General features: G+C 67.2%; 16 protein-coding genes. 7 read left to right on the top strand and 9 right to left on the bottom strand.

Annotation, left to right across the window (positions count from 1 at the left end; all coding sequences use genetic code 11):
* Nucleotides 1-123: 123 nt before the first annotated feature.
* On the bottom strand, nt 124-870 hold the full coding sequence (locus HPC46_RS13130) for a Fic family protein (RefSeq protein WP_179470442.1): 747 nt from the start codon (nt 868-870) through the stop codon (nt 124-126).
* A 113-nt stretch (nt 871-983) separates the two neighbouring features.
* Between HPC46_RS13130 and acs the strand changes: the two genes are divergently transcribed.
* Nucleotides 984-2,945, top strand: a complete 1,962-nt coding sequence (gene acs, locus HPC46_RS13125; RefSeq protein WP_179470441.1) for an acetate--CoA ligase — start codon at nt 984-986, stop codon at nt 2,943-2,945.
* A gap of 7 nt (nt 2,946-2,952) precedes the next feature.
* Here acs and HPC46_RS13120 read toward each other — a convergent pair whose 3' ends face one another.
* Entirely contained in the window at nt 2,953-3,627 is a 675-nt protein-coding gene (locus HPC46_RS13120; protein WP_456320162.1) for a S1 family peptidase, read from the bottom strand.
* A gap of 188 nt (nt 3,628-3,815) precedes the next feature.
* Here HPC46_RS13120 and HPC46_RS13115 point away from each other — a divergent pair, with 188 nt between their 5' ends.
* Together HPC46_RS13115 and HPC46_RS13110 are read left to right on the top strand one after the other, a co-directional pair.
* Nucleotides 3,816-4,328, top strand: a complete 513-nt coding sequence (locus HPC46_RS13115; RefSeq protein WP_179470437.1) for a phage holin family protein — start codon at nt 3,816-3,818, stop codon at nt 4,326-4,328.
* Nucleotides 4,328-5,284 carry an alpha/beta fold hydrolase gene (locus HPC46_RS13110; protein ID WP_179470435.1) on the top strand — a complete coding sequence of 319 codons (957 nt, stop codon included), beginning with the start codon at nt 4,328-4,330 and terminating at the stop codon, nt 5,282-5,284. The genes HPC46_RS13115 and HPC46_RS13110 overlap by 1 nt, the downstream gene beginning before the upstream one ends.
* On the opposite strand, the gene marP is transcribed toward HPC46_RS13110, so the two are convergent.
* The 4 genes from marP to nth are packed head-to-tail and all read right to left on the bottom strand — an operon-like array spanning nt 5,277 to nt 8,736.
* Nucleotides 5,277-6,464 carry an acid resistance serine protease MarP gene (marP, locus tag HPC46_RS13105; RefSeq protein ID WP_179470433.1) on the bottom strand — a complete coding sequence of 396 codons (1,188 nt, stop codon included), beginning with the start codon at nt 6,462-6,464 and terminating at the stop codon, nt 5,277-5,279. The genes HPC46_RS13110 and marP overlap by 8 nt on opposite strands.
* Nucleotides 6,461-7,240, bottom strand: coding sequence for an NUDIX hydrolase (locus HPC46_RS13100; protein ID WP_179470431.1), 780 nt, complete (start codon nt 7,238-7,240; stop codon nt 6,461-6,463). The genes marP and HPC46_RS13100 overlap by 4 nt, the downstream gene beginning before the upstream one ends.
* Nucleotides 7,241-7,263: 23 nt before the next feature.
* Nucleotides 7,264-7,905, bottom strand: coding sequence for a TlpA family protein disulfide reductase (locus tag HPC46_RS13095; RefSeq protein ID WP_179470429.1), 642 nt, complete (start codon nt 7,903-7,905; stop codon nt 7,264-7,266).
* Between the two features lie 18 nt (nt 7,906-7,923).
* Complete coding sequence (gene nth / locus HPC46_RS13090; protein WP_179470428.1) at nt 7,924-8,736, bottom strand: endonuclease III; 813 nt, start codon at nt 8,734-8,736, stop codon at nt 7,924-7,926.
* A 94-nt stretch (nt 8,737-8,830) separates the two neighbouring features.
* Between nth and HPC46_RS13085 the strand changes: the two genes are divergently transcribed.
* Both HPC46_RS13085 and crp read left to right on the top strand, forming a co-directional pair.
* Entirely contained in the window at nt 8,831-9,130 is a 300-nt protein-coding gene (locus HPC46_RS13085) for a hypothetical protein (RefSeq protein ID WP_179470426.1), read from the top strand.
* Between the two features lie 100 nt (nt 9,131-9,230).
* Nucleotides 9,231-9,905, top strand: a complete 675-nt coding sequence (gene crp, locus HPC46_RS13080; RefSeq protein ID WP_005138643.1) for a cAMP-activated global transcriptional regulator CRP — start codon at nt 9,231-9,233, stop codon at nt 9,903-9,905.
* Nucleotides 9,906-9,963: 58 nt separating this feature from the next.
* On the opposite strand, the gene HPC46_RS13075 is transcribed toward crp, so the two are convergent.
* The 3 genes from HPC46_RS13075 to HPC46_RS13065 are packed head-to-tail and all read right to left on the bottom strand — an operon-like array spanning nt 9,964 to nt 11,344.
* Entirely contained in the window at nt 9,964-10,734 is a 771-nt protein-coding gene (locus HPC46_RS13075; protein WP_179470424.1) for an MBL fold metallo-hydrolase, read from the bottom strand.
* The gene (locus HPC46_RS13070) at nt 10,731-11,186 is read right to left on the bottom strand and encodes a RidA family protein (RefSeq protein ID WP_179470422.1); all 456 of its coding nucleotides are present in this window, start codon (nt 11,184-11,186) and stop codon (nt 10,731-10,733) included. Before HPC46_RS13070 ends, HPC46_RS13075 begins: the two co-directional genes overlap by 4 nt.
* A complete protein-coding gene (locus tag HPC46_RS13065) occupies nt 11,183-11,344 on the bottom strand; it encodes a Sp36 family protein (RefSeq protein WP_005138621.1) in 162 nt (53 codons plus the stop codon). The genes HPC46_RS13070 and HPC46_RS13065 overlap by 4 nt, the downstream gene beginning before the upstream one ends.
* A 62-nt stretch (nt 11,345-11,406) precedes the next feature.
* On the opposite strand from HPC46_RS13065, the gene HPC46_RS13060 reads away from it, so the two are divergent.
* The gene (locus tag HPC46_RS13060) at nt 11,407-12,426 is read left to right on the top strand and encodes an ATPase BagA (protein ID WP_179470652.1); all 1,020 of its coding nucleotides are present in this window, start codon (nt 11,407-11,409) and stop codon (nt 12,424-12,426) included.
* On the top strand, nt 12,426-13,559 hold the full coding sequence (locus HPC46_RS13055; RefSeq protein ID WP_179470420.1) for an ATPase BagB: 1,134 nt from the start codon (nt 12,426-12,428) through the stop codon (nt 13,557-13,559). Before HPC46_RS13060 ends, HPC46_RS13055 begins: the two co-directional genes overlap by 1 nt.
* Nucleotides 13,560-13,572: the final 13 nt, after the last annotated feature.

Here is a 13,572-nt window from a genome sequence, read left to right as displayed (position 1 = left end):
GCACCGCAAAAGCGCCGAGGCCAACCCACGCAGCCCACCTGGCACGCTTGGTAACCAGGAAACCGTGCTAGCGGGCGGCGAGCCGAAGACCTTCGGATCGTCGCCCGCTTCGCCGTCTACAGCTCATTTCGACGCCGCCTCGGCGATCGACATCGCCTCGCGCGCACCGTCTTCCAATGCCTGACAGCACATCAGCACCCAGGCGCCGACGGCCTCCGGAGCGCCGGTCGCGAACGCGCGCGCACTCGTTTGATAGTCCTGCGCCCTGCGCATCCAGAACACCTCCGGGACGCCGAGCCCGTGCGGGTCCAGACCGGTTGCCATCGTGACGAGGCGCGACACCGCGCGGGCGACGACGCCGTCGCCGGCGCCGAACGGCGCCAGGGTCAGCAGCTCACCATGAGCGACGGCCGCCAGCACCGGGGCGGGGGCGGAGCTGGCGCCGGTGACCAGCCGGGTGACCAGATCCAGTCGCGCGGCCACCTCCGGATCCTGTCTCGGCCGGCCCAGCATGTCCTGGTCCATCAGGTCGGCGGCCGCCAGCGCGTGCAGTCGAGCCAAGGCTTGCAGGGGCGCCCGCTGCCACACCCCGACGAGGTTGGTGGTCCCACCTTCCAGCGCCTGCCCGACTCGCAGCGCGCCCGCCAGCACCGGATCGTTCGGCTCGACGCCGGAGCCGTCCAGTTGCACCGCGCCGCCGTCAATGGCCGACGACGACCTCGCGCCACGGATGGCCGACTCGGCCGCGGTGACGGGCCAGTTCCGCAGATTGGTGCGATGCCGATGGGCCTTGGCCAACGCATCCCGCGCCGTTTCGGCGGCGTCGGCTACCCCGGGCAGGTCGAGGAGCGGGGCCAGGAGATCACTCACGTCGGGTCACGCTACCGGGCCTGCGGAGGCCGTTCGGCGCGCGATAGGAACCGCCCGCCGACGAATGTGACGTGCCAACGCCGATGCAACGTTCGGTGACTACGCTCACAGACATGACCGAGGCGCACACCGAAGTTCCGTCATCCTATGCACCGTCGGCGGAGTTCGCCGCCGCTGCCAACGCCACCGCCGCGCTGTACGACGAGGCGGAGGCCGACCGGTTGGCTTTCTGGGCCAAGCAGGCCAACCGACTGTCGTGGGAGACACCGTTCACCGAGGTGCTCGACTGGTCGCAGGCCCCCTTTGCGAAGTGGTTTGTCGGCGGCAAGCTCAACGTCGCCTACAACTGCGTCGACCGCCATGTCGAGGCGGGCAACGGCGACCGGGTCGCAATCCACTGGGAGGGTGAGCCGGTCGGCGATTCGCGGGTGCTCACCTACGCCCAGCTCAAAGACGAGGTGTGCAAGGCCGCCAATGCGTTGACCGATCTCGGTTTGACCGCGGGTGACCGGGTGGCCATCTACATGCCGATGGTTCCCGAGGCGATTGTGGCGATGCTGGCCTGCGCCCGCCTGGGAGTGATGCACAGCGTGGTCTTCGCCGGCTTCTCGGCGGCCGCACTTCGGGCCCGCGTCGAGGACGCCGAGGCCAAGATGGTGATCACCACCGACGGCCAGTACCGGCGCGGAAACGCGGTGTCGTTGAAGGACGCTGTCGATGAGGCGGTCAAGGAACAGGAGTGCGTGCAGCACGTTCTGGTGGTGCGCCGCACCGGTATCGACGTGAGCTGGACCGAGGGCCGCGACGTGTGGTGGCACGAAACGGTGGACGCGGCGTCCACCGAGCACACGCCCGAGGCGTTCGACGCCGAACAACCGCTGTTCCTGCTGTACACATCTGGAACGACGGGCAAGCCCAAGGGCATCATCCACACCTCCGGCGGCTATCTCACCCAGGCGTCCTACACCCACTACAACGTCTTCGACATCAAGCCGGAGAAGGACATCTACTGGTGCACAGCTGATATCGGCTGGGTCACCGGTCACACCTACATCGTCTACGGGCCGCTGTCCAACGGTGCGACCCAGGTGGTCTATGAGGGCACACCCGCCTCCCCCGACGAGCACCGCCACTTCCAGGTCATCGAAAAGTACGGTGTGACAATCTATTACACTGCCCCGACGCTGATCCGGACATTCATGAAGTGGGGCCGCGAGATCGCGTTCGCCCATGATCTGTCCAGCCTGCGGCTGCTCGGCTCGGTCGGCGAGCCGATCAACCCCGAGGCATGGCGTTGGTACCGGCTGGTGTTCGGCGCCGACAAGACGCCGATCGTGGACACCTGGTGGCAGACCGAGACCGGTGCGATCATGATCTCCCCGCTGCCTGGCGTGACGGACTGCAAGCCGGGTTCAGCGATGCGCGCACTGCCGGGCATCTCGGCCAAGATCGTCGACGACGACGGAAATGAGTTGGCGCCCAGCGCCGAATACGGCGAGCACGTCACCGGTTATCTCGTGCTGGACAAGCCGTGGCCGTCGATGCTGCGTGGCATCTGGGGCGACCCGGAACGGTTCCGGGAGACGTATTGGGCTCGGTTCGCCGAACAGGGGTGGTACTTCGCCGGTGACGGCGCGCGATACGGCAGCGACGGCGAGATCTGGGTGCTCGGCCGCATCGACGACGTGATGAACATTTCCGGACACCGGATTTCGACCGCCGAGGTGGAGTCTGCACTCGTCGGGCACGCCGGTGTCGCCGAGGCCGCCGTCGTCGGCGCCTCCGACGACACCACCGGACAGGCGATCTGCGCCTTCGTCATTCTGAAGGCCCATCACGCCGAGATGTCCAGCGAGGACATGGTCGATGAGCTGCGCGCCGAGGTGGCCCGTGAGATCTCCCCGATCGCCAAGCCGCGCGAAATCCACGTCGTACCAGAGCTTCCCAAGACGCGCAGCGGCAAGATCATGCGCAGGCTGTTGCGGGATGTCGCGGAGGGACGCGAGCTCGGCGACACCTCGACGCTGGTGGATCCGACGGTGTTCGAGGCGATCCGGGCCAGTAAGGCCAACTAGCGCCGAGCTAGGACGGACCGACGACGTCCTGGGTCGGGACGAAACCGGTGCCGGGGCGGTTCTTGCCGGCGACGTCGCCGAGGATCGCATTGATCGACATCGTCACAGCAGGGGTGTGCAGCGGGATGAACTTGACGACGCAGGTCGGCAGGTCCTCGCTGAACGCGCCGTGAATCATGCCGACCAGCTTGTTGTTCACCGTCACCGGCGCACCGGAATCACCCGGCTGGCCGCACACCTGATTGACGATGGTGCCCGGGTCCTGCCCGGGGCCCCAGGTGACGCCGCACGAGTAGCCGGTGGTGCGGCCCAGTTTGCAGGCGATCTCGCCGAACACCGGGTCGGGGCCGATGCCGTCGATGACGAATCCCTTGTAGTTCGAGACCGGTTGCACCTTGGCGGGGTCGAACCGGATCACCGCGTAGTCGAGATTGTCGTTACCGGCGACCATCGTGCCGATGACACCGTCGTCGGGACGGTCTTCGGAACCGACCTGGGCGCCCGGGCCACCGCAGTGCGCGGAGGTGAAGCCGATCAGCGCGCCGGTGTTGTCCGTACCGATGGAGGTCAGCGTGCAGTAGGTGTCGCCGTTGACGACGATGCCCGCTCCGCCGCCGATCGGCACCTTCCCGTCGGCCATGACGGCCGGCGACTGGGCCAGGATCAGGGCGCCGAGAGCCAGCGCAACAGCCCCCGCTCTCAGCCGAACCCGCTGTGCGGTCGTCACCAGCAACCTCCATCGACAGTTCGCCCCGACAGCGCGAGTCTAGCGTGGTCACACCCGTAACTTGCGTAACAGCTCAGTGGGTATCCGGCCCCGAGCCCGGCATGGCAACATGAACCGCGACGACAGAAAGTTGGAGGACAGCCGTGAGCAATGGCGATCGCACGAACGGGGTACCCACCACCGTCACCTCGATCCCGCTGGTGGACCCGAACGCGGTACCCGCCAATCCCTCCATCGGTGACTTGGTGAAGGACGCGACCGCGCAGGTGTCCACCCTGGTGCGCGCCGAGGTCGAGCTGGCCAAGGCCGAGATCACCCGCGACGTGAAGAAGGGCCTCACCGGCAGCGTCTTCTTCATCCTCGCGCTGGTCGTGCTGTTCTACTCGACGTTCTTCCTGTTCTTCTTCCTCGCCGAGCTGCTCGACACGTGGCTGTGGCGCTGGGTGGCCTTCCTGATCGTGTTCCTCCTCATGGTGGCCACGACGGCGGTGTTCGCCCTGCTGGGTTATCTCAAGGTGCGCCGGATCCGCGGCCCGCAGCAGACCATCGAGTCCGTGGGCGAACTGCGGGAAGCGCTCACCCCCGGCCACGACAAGGCGGCGGACAAGGCCATCTCCGCCAACACCACGCCGCCCAAAGACCCATCGGGCTGGTGATGGCCCAACCGGATCCGTCGGTCACCCGCATCGCGGGGCCGTGGCGTCATTTCGATGTCCACGCCAACGGAATTCGGTTCCACTGCGTGGAGGGCCTGGGCGACTCGGAATCCACGGCGGGCGCGTCGCGACCACTGGTGATCCTGCTGCACGGCTTCGGCTCGTTCTGGTGGTCCTGGCGCCATCAGCTGCGCGGCCTGTCCGGAGTCCGAGTGGTGGCGGTCGACCTGCGCGGGTACGGCGGCAGCGACAAACCACCACGCGGCTACGACGGCTGGACGCTGGCCGGCGACACCGCCGGGCTGATCCGTGCGCTCGGCCATGGCTCGGCGACTCTGGTGGGCCACGCCGACGGCGGACTGGTCTGCTGGGCGACCTCGGTATTGCACTCACGGATGGTGCGGGCCATCGCGCTGGTGAGCTCACCGCACCCGGCCGCGCTGCGGGCGTCGGCGTTGACCAGGCGCGACCAGGGCAAGGCGCTACTCCCCGCGCTGCTGCGTTACCAGATTCCGGCCTTTCCCGAGCGGGCACTCACCCGGCACAACGCCGAGGCGCTCGAGCACCTGGTACGCAGCCGCGCATCGGGTAAATGGCTTGCTTCCGAGGACTTTTCAGAAACGATCTCGCATATGCGACGGGCCATCCAGATTCCGTCGGCGGCGCACTCCGCGCTGGAATACCAACGTTGGGCGGTGCGCAGCCAATTACGCAGCGAGGGTTGGCGATTCATGAAATCGATGGACCGCCAGCTCGACGTTCCGCTCCTGCACCTACGCGGCGACGCCGATCCGTACGTGCTCGCCGACCCGGTGGACCGCACCCAGCACTACGCACCACGCGGACGGTTCGTCTCGGTTGCCGGGGTCGGACACTTCGCCCACGAGGAAGCTCCCGACGAGGTCAACGAACACCTGCGGCGGTTCTTGGGTCAGGTGTACGGCCCGATCAGGTGACGCAGGCCCCGGTGGGCACTTTCGCGGTGTTGCCGATCTTGGCCAGCTGACGCGACACCTCGTTGGCGGTCATCACGAACCCGGTGTCGTTGTCGTCCACTGCCGCACCGAACACCACGCCGAGCACCTGGCCAGCCCGGTTTATCATCGGTCCACCGGAATTTCCTTGACGCACAGTGCCTCTGATGGTGTACACCTCACGGTTGACCGTGGTGGTGCGATAGATGTCCGGTCCGTTGAGCTCGATGGTCTCCCGCACCCGCGCGGGGGTGGCCGCGAACTCGCCGCCCCCGGGATAGCCCAGCACGACCGCGTCGGTTCCTGACTTCGCCGGTTGGTCGGCGAATACCAGTGGGCGCTGCGGGAGGTTGGGCACATCCAGAATCGAGATGTCCTCGTTGGGGTCATAGGAGACGACGGTCGCGTCGTAGGTCTGCCCCTCGGCTTCCACGGTGACGCTGTCGGAACCGGCGACCACGTGCGCATTGGACATCACCCGATTCGGGGCGATCACGAAACCGGTGCCCTCCAATACCTTTTGGCAGCCCGGTGCGACACCGCGGATCTTGACCACGCTGGGCTTGGCGTTGGCCACGACCAGGCTGTCGGCCAGCGACGCATCCGGGGCGTCGACGGCTTGGATCGGAGTGCGGCCGAACGGCTGCAGGACGTCGGGCAGCCCAGAGGTGCGCAACAGCGCCGACATCCGCTTGGGCACGGTCTTGAGCCACTCGGGCGCGTACTTGTCCACCTCGGCAAGCACTTTCGAGCCGCGCGTCGCCGCGGCCAGGTTCGGCTGGTCGGAGGACGTCAACGGGCTGGCCAGCAGCCACGCCGCGACCATGACCACCACGAGCTGCAGAGCAACGCCGATCACCGAGTCGACGGAGCGTACCGCGCGATTGCGGATGGCGCCGCGCACCGCGCGGCCCAGCACCACCCCGGCCACCTCGCCGATCACGACCAGAGCCAAGATCAAGAAGAGTGCAGCAAACAGCTTGCCGCGCGGCGAACTGATGTGGCTGACAATATGCGGAGCCAGCATCACCCCGGCGATCGCGCCGAGGACCACACCCACGAATGACATCAGTGAGCCCAACGCGCCGGACCGCCAACCCGAGATGGCCGCGACGAACGCCACAGCCAGCACGGCGATGTCCAGCCATTGTGAACTCGTCACAGGGGCTCCTCACTGCTACCCACGAGAGCCATCGCCTCGTCCAACTCCCGGACGTCGTCGGTGTTCCACGGTTGCGACCAGCCGGCGACGTCGAGCATCGCAGAGATTACGTGGCCGGTGAATCCCCACACCAACATCTGGTTGAGCAGAAATGCCGGACCGGCGAAGCCCGGACCCGTTCCCGTGCGATACACCATCAGCCGGTTCACAGGATTGACGAAGGCACGCACCGGAACCCGCGCGACGATCGCGGTCTCGGCCTGATCGACGACGGCCACCGGCCCCGGATCCGGTGAATAGGCCAGTACCGGTACGACGTGAAAACCCGAGGGGGGAATGAACATTCGCTCCAACAAGGCCAACGGGTACAGCCGACCCGGGTCGATTCCGGTCTCTTCCTGTGCTTCTCGCAGCGCCGTGGCGACCGGGTCGGGATCTGCCGCGTCGGCGGCCCCTCCGGGGAATGCGGCTTGCCCCGCATGATGGCGCAACGTGCCGGCGCGCACGGTCAGCAGCAGATCGGCATCGTCGGGCAGCTGCCCGCTCGAGAGATCCGAACCCGGTCCGGAAAACAGCACCAGGACCGCGGCGTCGCGCCCACCGGTGCCGGCGGCCCGGGCTTTGGTGACCGCGGCCAGAAACTCGGGCGGCACCTTGCGGCGATATGCCTGCGGCACGCGGTCGACGTTGTCGACCAGCGGCGCCAGCCACGGGGGCCGGAATTCCGGGGTGAGCGCAACCGGTCCCGACGAGCGGGAGGAACCCCACGAGGTCACCGGCGCTTCTCTCTCATCTGTTGTCACTGCAATGCATTCTTCACCGCGGCGGCGATCTCGTCGGCACTGGTGAACGCTTGCGGCAGGATTTCGGCAACGCTACCGTCTGCGCGCAGTACCACCGTCGCGGGCATCACATTGGGCACCCCCAGGGCCGCGGCGATCCGGCGCTGACCGTCCTGCAGAGTGGGCAGCCGCACCCCCAGCTCGGCCAGGCGCAGCAACGCCGCGGTCTCGTTCTCGTCCTGGTGCACGGTCACCACCGAGACGTCCGGGCCTACTCGGCGCTGGTAGTCCGCCATCGCGGGCAGTTCCTCGGCGCACGGCCCGCACCAGTAGGCCCACAGGTTGAGCACCACCGGGCGGCCGGCCAGAGCACGGGCGACATCCACATTCGCTCCGTCGGCGGCGCATTCGACGACGATGCCGCGCAGTTTCTCGGGGCCGGGATTGTCGGCCGCTGCCGGGCACCGTGGCAGGTCGGCACGCTGCCGCGGCCCGGCAAGCGCCTCGGGCGTGTCGGCGTCGCGGTGTGCTCGGGCGGCCTGCGCGCCCGGTGCACCCTCGGTTCCCGGCGGGGTCTCATCGAGGGCGAGGACCAGCCCCGTGATCAGGGCCGCGATCACGGCAAGCACCAGCAGCGTCCAGCGGGTCGACGTCGTCATCCAATACCGAGCCGGAAGTCAGAGCCCGGCCAGCGCAAGCAGATGCTCGGTCTCCGGCCCCTTCACCAACGGTGCGGCAACCAGCGGATCGGTGGGCCCCAGCCCGAACGACGGGCAGTCCTTGGCCAGCACGCACACCCCGCAGGCCGGCTTGCGGGCGTGGCACACCCGCCGGCCATGGAATATGACGCGGTGGCTCAGCAGCGTCCACTGGCTGCGTTCGATGAGGCCACCGACGATGTGCTCGACCTTGACCGGGTCTTCTTCAGCGGTCCAGCGCCAGCGGCGCACGAGCCGGCCGAAGTGGGTGTCCACGGTGATGCCGGGGATGTCGAAGGCATTGCCGAGGATGACGTTGGCGGTCTTGCGGCCGATGCCCGGCAGCGTCACGAGCTCGTCGAGCGTATGAGGCACCTCGCCGTCGAAGCGCTCCTCGAGGGCCTGGCCGAGGCCGATCAGCGAGTTGGTCTTGTTCCGGTAGAAGCCGGTCGGGCGGACCATCTCCTCGAGCTCGGTCCGGTCGGCCTGCGCGTAGTCCCGCGCGGTGCGGTACTTGGCGAACAGCGCGGGGGTGGTCTGGTTGACACGGACGTCCGTGCACTGCGCGGACAGGATGGTGGCGACAGCCAGCTCCAGCGGATTGGTGAAATCGAGCTCGCAGTACACATGCGGAAATGCGGTGGCCAGCGTCCGGTTCATCCGACGGGCGCGCCGGACGAGACCTACGTGGGTCTCCGAATCCCACTTCGTTGCCTCCGCCTTACTCTCCGCCGGTGCCTTGACGGCGCCGCGGGCGGTTTTGCGCCTGGTCGGGGGGCTGTCCGTGGTCACGTTGCAAGGGTACTGACTCCGGTCCGTCAAGCTGCGGACTGACCGGTGACAATTCGTAATCCCGCTGAGACCTTGCGCGTGTTTACTAACCCCCGTGACCTGGTTGCTCGCGGTGTGTGTCCCCGGGCTGTTGATGCTCTCGACGTTCGGGTTACAGCGTCTCGAAGAGGCGTTGCACACCGAGCGCACACCCGCGGACGACGTCACCGAATATCTGGAGCGGGCGGCCAAGGCGGCACCGGCGCCGGCACCGCCCAGCGCCGAAATCCGGGATCGACGGGCAGAGGTGCCTGCCCGCCGCAGTGATGACGAGCCCGGTTTGCCCACGCGGTCATACGCCCATGCACGGCCGAATCCGCAGTTTCACCGAACCCAGTACGCCAATCGTGTGTAGCGTTGGCTCGTTGCAAGCCCAGCTACCACTAGACTGACACTGCCCAGCAATACAGCTGGCCTGCGCATTTCACATCATCGAAGAGTTTAAGAGGGGCGACGTGGACGAGATCCTGGCGAGGGCCGGAATCTTCCAGGGAGTTGAACCCAGCGCGGTCTCCGCGCTGACCAAACAGCTGCAGCCGGTGGACTTCCCGCGGGGACATACTGTCTTCGCCGAAGGCGAGCCCGGCGATCGGCTGTACATCATCATCTCCGGCAAGGTGAAGATCGGCCGCCGTTCCCCCGACGGGCGGGAAAATCTGCTGACGATCATGGGCCCGTCGGACATGTTCGGCGAGCTGTCGATCTTCGACCCGGGACCGCGGACCTCCAGCGCCACCACCATCACCGAGGTGCGCGCCGTCTCGATGGACCGCGACGCGCTGCGGGCGTGGATCGCCGATCGTCCTGAGATCGCCGAGCAGTTGCTCCGGGTGTTGGCACGTCGGCTCCGTCGCACCAACAACAACCTCGCCGACCTGATCTTCACCGACGTTCCGGGCCGTGTCGCCAAGCAGCTGCTGCAGCTGGCTCAGCGGTTCGGCACCCAGGAGGGCGGCGCGCTGCGGGTGACGCATGACCTCACCCAGGAGGAGATCGCCCAGCTGGTCGGGGCATCGCGCGAGACGGTGAACAAAGCGTTGGCCGACTTCGCCCACCGCGGATGGATCCGCCTGGAGGGCAAGAGCGTGCTGATCAGCGACTCCGAGCGGCTGGCGCGGCGAGCGAGGTAAGCGCGAGCGGAGCTTGCGGAGCCCGGGCGCAACCGAGCGAGTATCGATGTAGCGCCCGCTAAGCCCGCAGGTAGTCCAATTGGGCGCGCACCGATTTCTCGGCGGCATCCCACAGTTTCTCGTCGACGTCGGTATAGACGTGTTCGACGACCTGTCGTGCGGTGGCATCGTCGCCGAGCGCCCGTAGGGCTTGGCGCACCTGGTCGAGCCGTTCCTCGCGGTGCGCCAGGTACATGGCGGTGACGGCCTCCAGGTCATCGAGCTCAGGGCCGTGTCCGGGCAGCACCGTCCGGCGCCCCAGGCCCTGTAGCCGGCGCAGTGACTCCAGGTATTCGGTCAGGCTGCCGTCTTCGTCGTCGATCACGGTGGTGCCGCGGCCGAGAACGGTATCGGCGGTCAGCACCGCATCATCCACCAGGAACGACAACGAGTCCGCGGTGTGGCCGGGGGTGGCCATCACGGTGATCAGCAGCCCGGCCGCGTCGATGATCTCGCCGTCGGTGAGCGGGCCGCCCAGGCCGCGCAGGAATCCGCTGCCCACCGAACGGACCACCGCACCGGTCAACTCCACGATCTTGTCGATACCGCCGGTGTGGTCGTCGTGCTTGTGGCTGATCAGCACGAGCGGGATGGTGCCGAGCTCGGCCAGCCGGCCGATGTGCTCGTCATCGTCGGGACCAGGGTCGACGATGACCATCTCGTCGCTGCCGGGTCCGCGCAGCACCCAGGTGTTGGTGCCGTCCAGCGTCATGATGTTCGGGTTGTTGCACAGCAATACGGAGGCCGATTCGGTCACCGGCCGCAGCACTCCGTACGCCGGATGGGTCACTGCACCTCGACGATGAGCTCGACTTCCACCGGAGCGTTCAGCGGCAATTCCGAAACGCCGACGGCCGACCGCGCGTGTGCCCCGGCCTCGCCGAACACTTCGCCGAGGAACTCCGAGGCTCCGTTGATGACGCCGGGCTGACCACTGAAACCGGGTGCGGACGCGACGAACCCGACGACCTTGACCACCCTGGTCACGGAGTCGAGGCCGACCAGAGCGTCGACGGCGGCCAGGGCGTTCAACGCACACAGCCGCGCGGCCTCTTTGGCTTGTTCCGGGGTCACCTCGGTGTCGACCTTGCCGGTGTGGAGCAGGCTGCCGGACTCGATCGGCAGCTGACCGGAGGTATAGACGAGATTGCCGGTGCGGACCGCCGGAACGTAAGCGGCCAGCGGCTTCACCACCGTCGGCAGCGTCAGACCCAACTCGGCGAGCCGCCCTGAATGACTCACTTGGGCCGCTTCAGGTAGGCGACGTGCTGTTCGCCGGTCGGACCGGGCAGCACCGCGACGAGTTCCCAGCCGTCGGCTCCCCACTGGTCGAGGATTTGCTTGGTCGCGTGGGTCAGCAGCGGCACCGTGGCGTATTCCCATGTCGTCGGTTGGCTCATGGCCGAAGCTTATCGCTCGGTACCAACAGCACAGTGGGCCACAGGGGTGTGGCTAGCATGCTCTGATGGCGACCACATCGAGCGATGGCAGCTCTCTAGCCTGGCCTTCGCGCCTGACGAAGGCCCGCTTGCACTTTGTCACAGGCAAGGGCGGTACCGGCAAGACCACTGTTGCCGCCGCGTTGGCACTGACCTTGGCCGCCGGGGGGCGCAGGGTTCTTCTCGTGGAAGTGGAAGGGCGGCAAGGCATTGCGCAGTTGTTCGACGTACCGCCGCTGCCCTACGAGGAGCTGAAGATCGCCACCGCCGAGGGCGGCGGACACGTGAACGCGCTGGCCGTGGACATCGAGGCGGCGTTCATGGAATACCTCGACATGTTCTACAACCTCGGGTTGGCCGGCCGGGCGATGCGCCGGATCGGCGCGATCGAGTTCGCGACGACGATCGCACCGGGTCTGCGCGACGTCCTGCTCACCGGCAAGATCAAGGAGTCGGTGGTGCGCCAGGACGGTAAAAAACCGGCCTACGACGCCATTGTCGTCGATTCTCCCCCGACCGGGCGTATCGCCCGGTTCCTCGACGTCACCAAGGCCGTCTCGGACCTTGCCAAGGGCGGGCCGGTGCACTCGCAGGCCGACGGGGTGGTCAAGCTGCTGCATTCCGACCAGACCGCGATCCATCTGGTCACCCTGCTGGAGGCGCTGCCCATCCAGGAGACCATCGAGGCGATCGAGGAACTGCAGGAGTTGGGTCTGCCGATCGGCAGTGTGATCGTCAACCGCAACATCCCGCCGTTCCTGCCCGCCGCCGACCTGGCCAAGGCCGCCGAGGGCGATATCGACGCCGACGCGGTGCGCGCCGGACTCGAGCGGGCGGGAATCACGCTGGTGGACAACGACTTCGCCGGTCTGCTCACCGAGACGATCGAACACGCCAGCCGCATCCGGGCCCGCGCCGAGAGCGCGGAACAGCTCGACCGGTTGAAGGTACCGCGGCTGGAACTGCCGACGATTCCCGACGGTGTCGATCTGGGAAGTTTGTACGAATTGGCCGAAACGCTTGCGCAGCAAGGAGTTAGGTGATGAGCGGCACACCTCCAGCCCTCGACATGAAGTCGATCCTGGAAGACAAGTCCAACCGGGTCGTCGTGTGTTGCGGCGCAGGCGGAGTCGGCAAGACCACCACCGCCGCGGCGATGGCGCTGCGGGCCGCCGAGTACGGCCGTGCCGTCGTGGTGCTGACCATCGATCCGGCCAAGCGGCTGGCGCAGGCGTTGGGCATCAAGGAACTGGGCAACACGCCGCAGCGGGTGCCGCTGGCTCCCGAGGTGACCGGCGAGCTGCACGCGATGATGCTCGACATGCGTCGCACGTTCGACGAGATGGTGGTCGAATATTCCGGAACCGAACGCGCACAAGCGATTCTGGACAACCAGTTCTACCAGACGGTCGCCACGTCGCTGGCCGGCACGCAGGAATACATGGCCATGGAGAAGCTCGGGCAGCTGCTCGGGCAGGATCGCTGGGACCTGGTGGTGGTGGACACCCCGCCGTCGCGCAATGCGCTTGACTTCCTCGACGCCCCCAAGCGGTTGGGCAGCTTCATGGACGGCCGATTGTGGCGACTGCTGCTGGCCCCGGGTCGGGGCTTCGGCCGCCTGGTGACCGGTGTTGTCGGCCTGGCGATGAAAGCGATGTCGACGATCCTGGGCTCGCAGATGTTGTCGGACGCCTCGGCGTTCGTGCAGTCACTGGATTCGACGTTCGGCGGTTTCCGGGAGAAGGCCGACCGCACCTACGAATTGCTCAAGCGGCGCGGCACCCAGTTCGTGGTGGTGTCGGCGGCCGAGCCCGACGCGCTTCGGGAGGCGTCGTTCTTCGTCGATCGGCTCTCCGAGGAGGGCATGCCCCTGGCCGGGCTGATCCTGAACCGAACGCACCCCACGCTGTGCTCGCTGACCGCGGAGCGTGCGATCGACGGCGTCGCGGCGCTGCAGGCTGGCGCCACCGACAACGGGGATCAGCTCGCGGTGGCGGTACTTCAGATCCACGCAGACCGGGCGCAGACGGCCAAACGGGAAATCCGGCTGCTGTCGCGATTCACCGGCGCCAACCCCCACGTTCCGGTGGTCGGGGTGCCCTCGCTGCCATTCGATGTGTCCGACCTCGACGCCTTACAGGCGATCGCCGATCAGATCACCGGGGAGACCACATAAAAGAGTCCCGGCC

Origin of the sequence: Mycolicibacterium vinylchloridicum (assembly GCF_013404075.1) — a bacterium.
In the GTDB taxonomy this organism is placed as follows: Bacteria; Actinomycetota; Actinomycetes; order Mycobacteriales; family Mycobacteriaceae; genus Mycobacterium; species Mycobacterium vinylchloridicum.
Note: the sequence above shows the minus strand (reverse complement) of the source record. Positions and strands in the feature narration are given on the sequence as shown.

What these genes read in the sequence shown, in the direction of transcription:
- HPC46_RS13055 (WP_179470420.1), top strand. Translation starts at nt 12,426, where the DNA reads ATGAGCGGCACACCTCCAGCCCTCGACATGAAGTCGATCCTGGAAGAC.
- acs (WP_179470441.1), top strand. Translation starts at nt 984, where the DNA reads ATGACCGAGGCGCACACCGAAGTTCCGTCATCCTATGCACCGTCGGCG.
- HPC46_RS13065 (WP_005138621.1), bottom strand. Translation starts at nt 11,344, where the DNA reads ATGAGCCAACCGACGACATGGGAATACGCCACGGTGCCGCTGCTGACC.
- HPC46_RS13095 (WP_179470429.1), bottom strand. Translation starts at nt 7,905, where the DNA reads ATGACGACGTCGACCCGCTGGACGCTGCTGGTGCTTGCCGTGATCGCG.
- HPC46_RS13110 (WP_179470435.1), top strand. Translation starts at nt 4,328, where the DNA reads ATGGCCCAACCGGATCCGTCGGTCACCCGCATCGCGGGGCCGTGGCGT.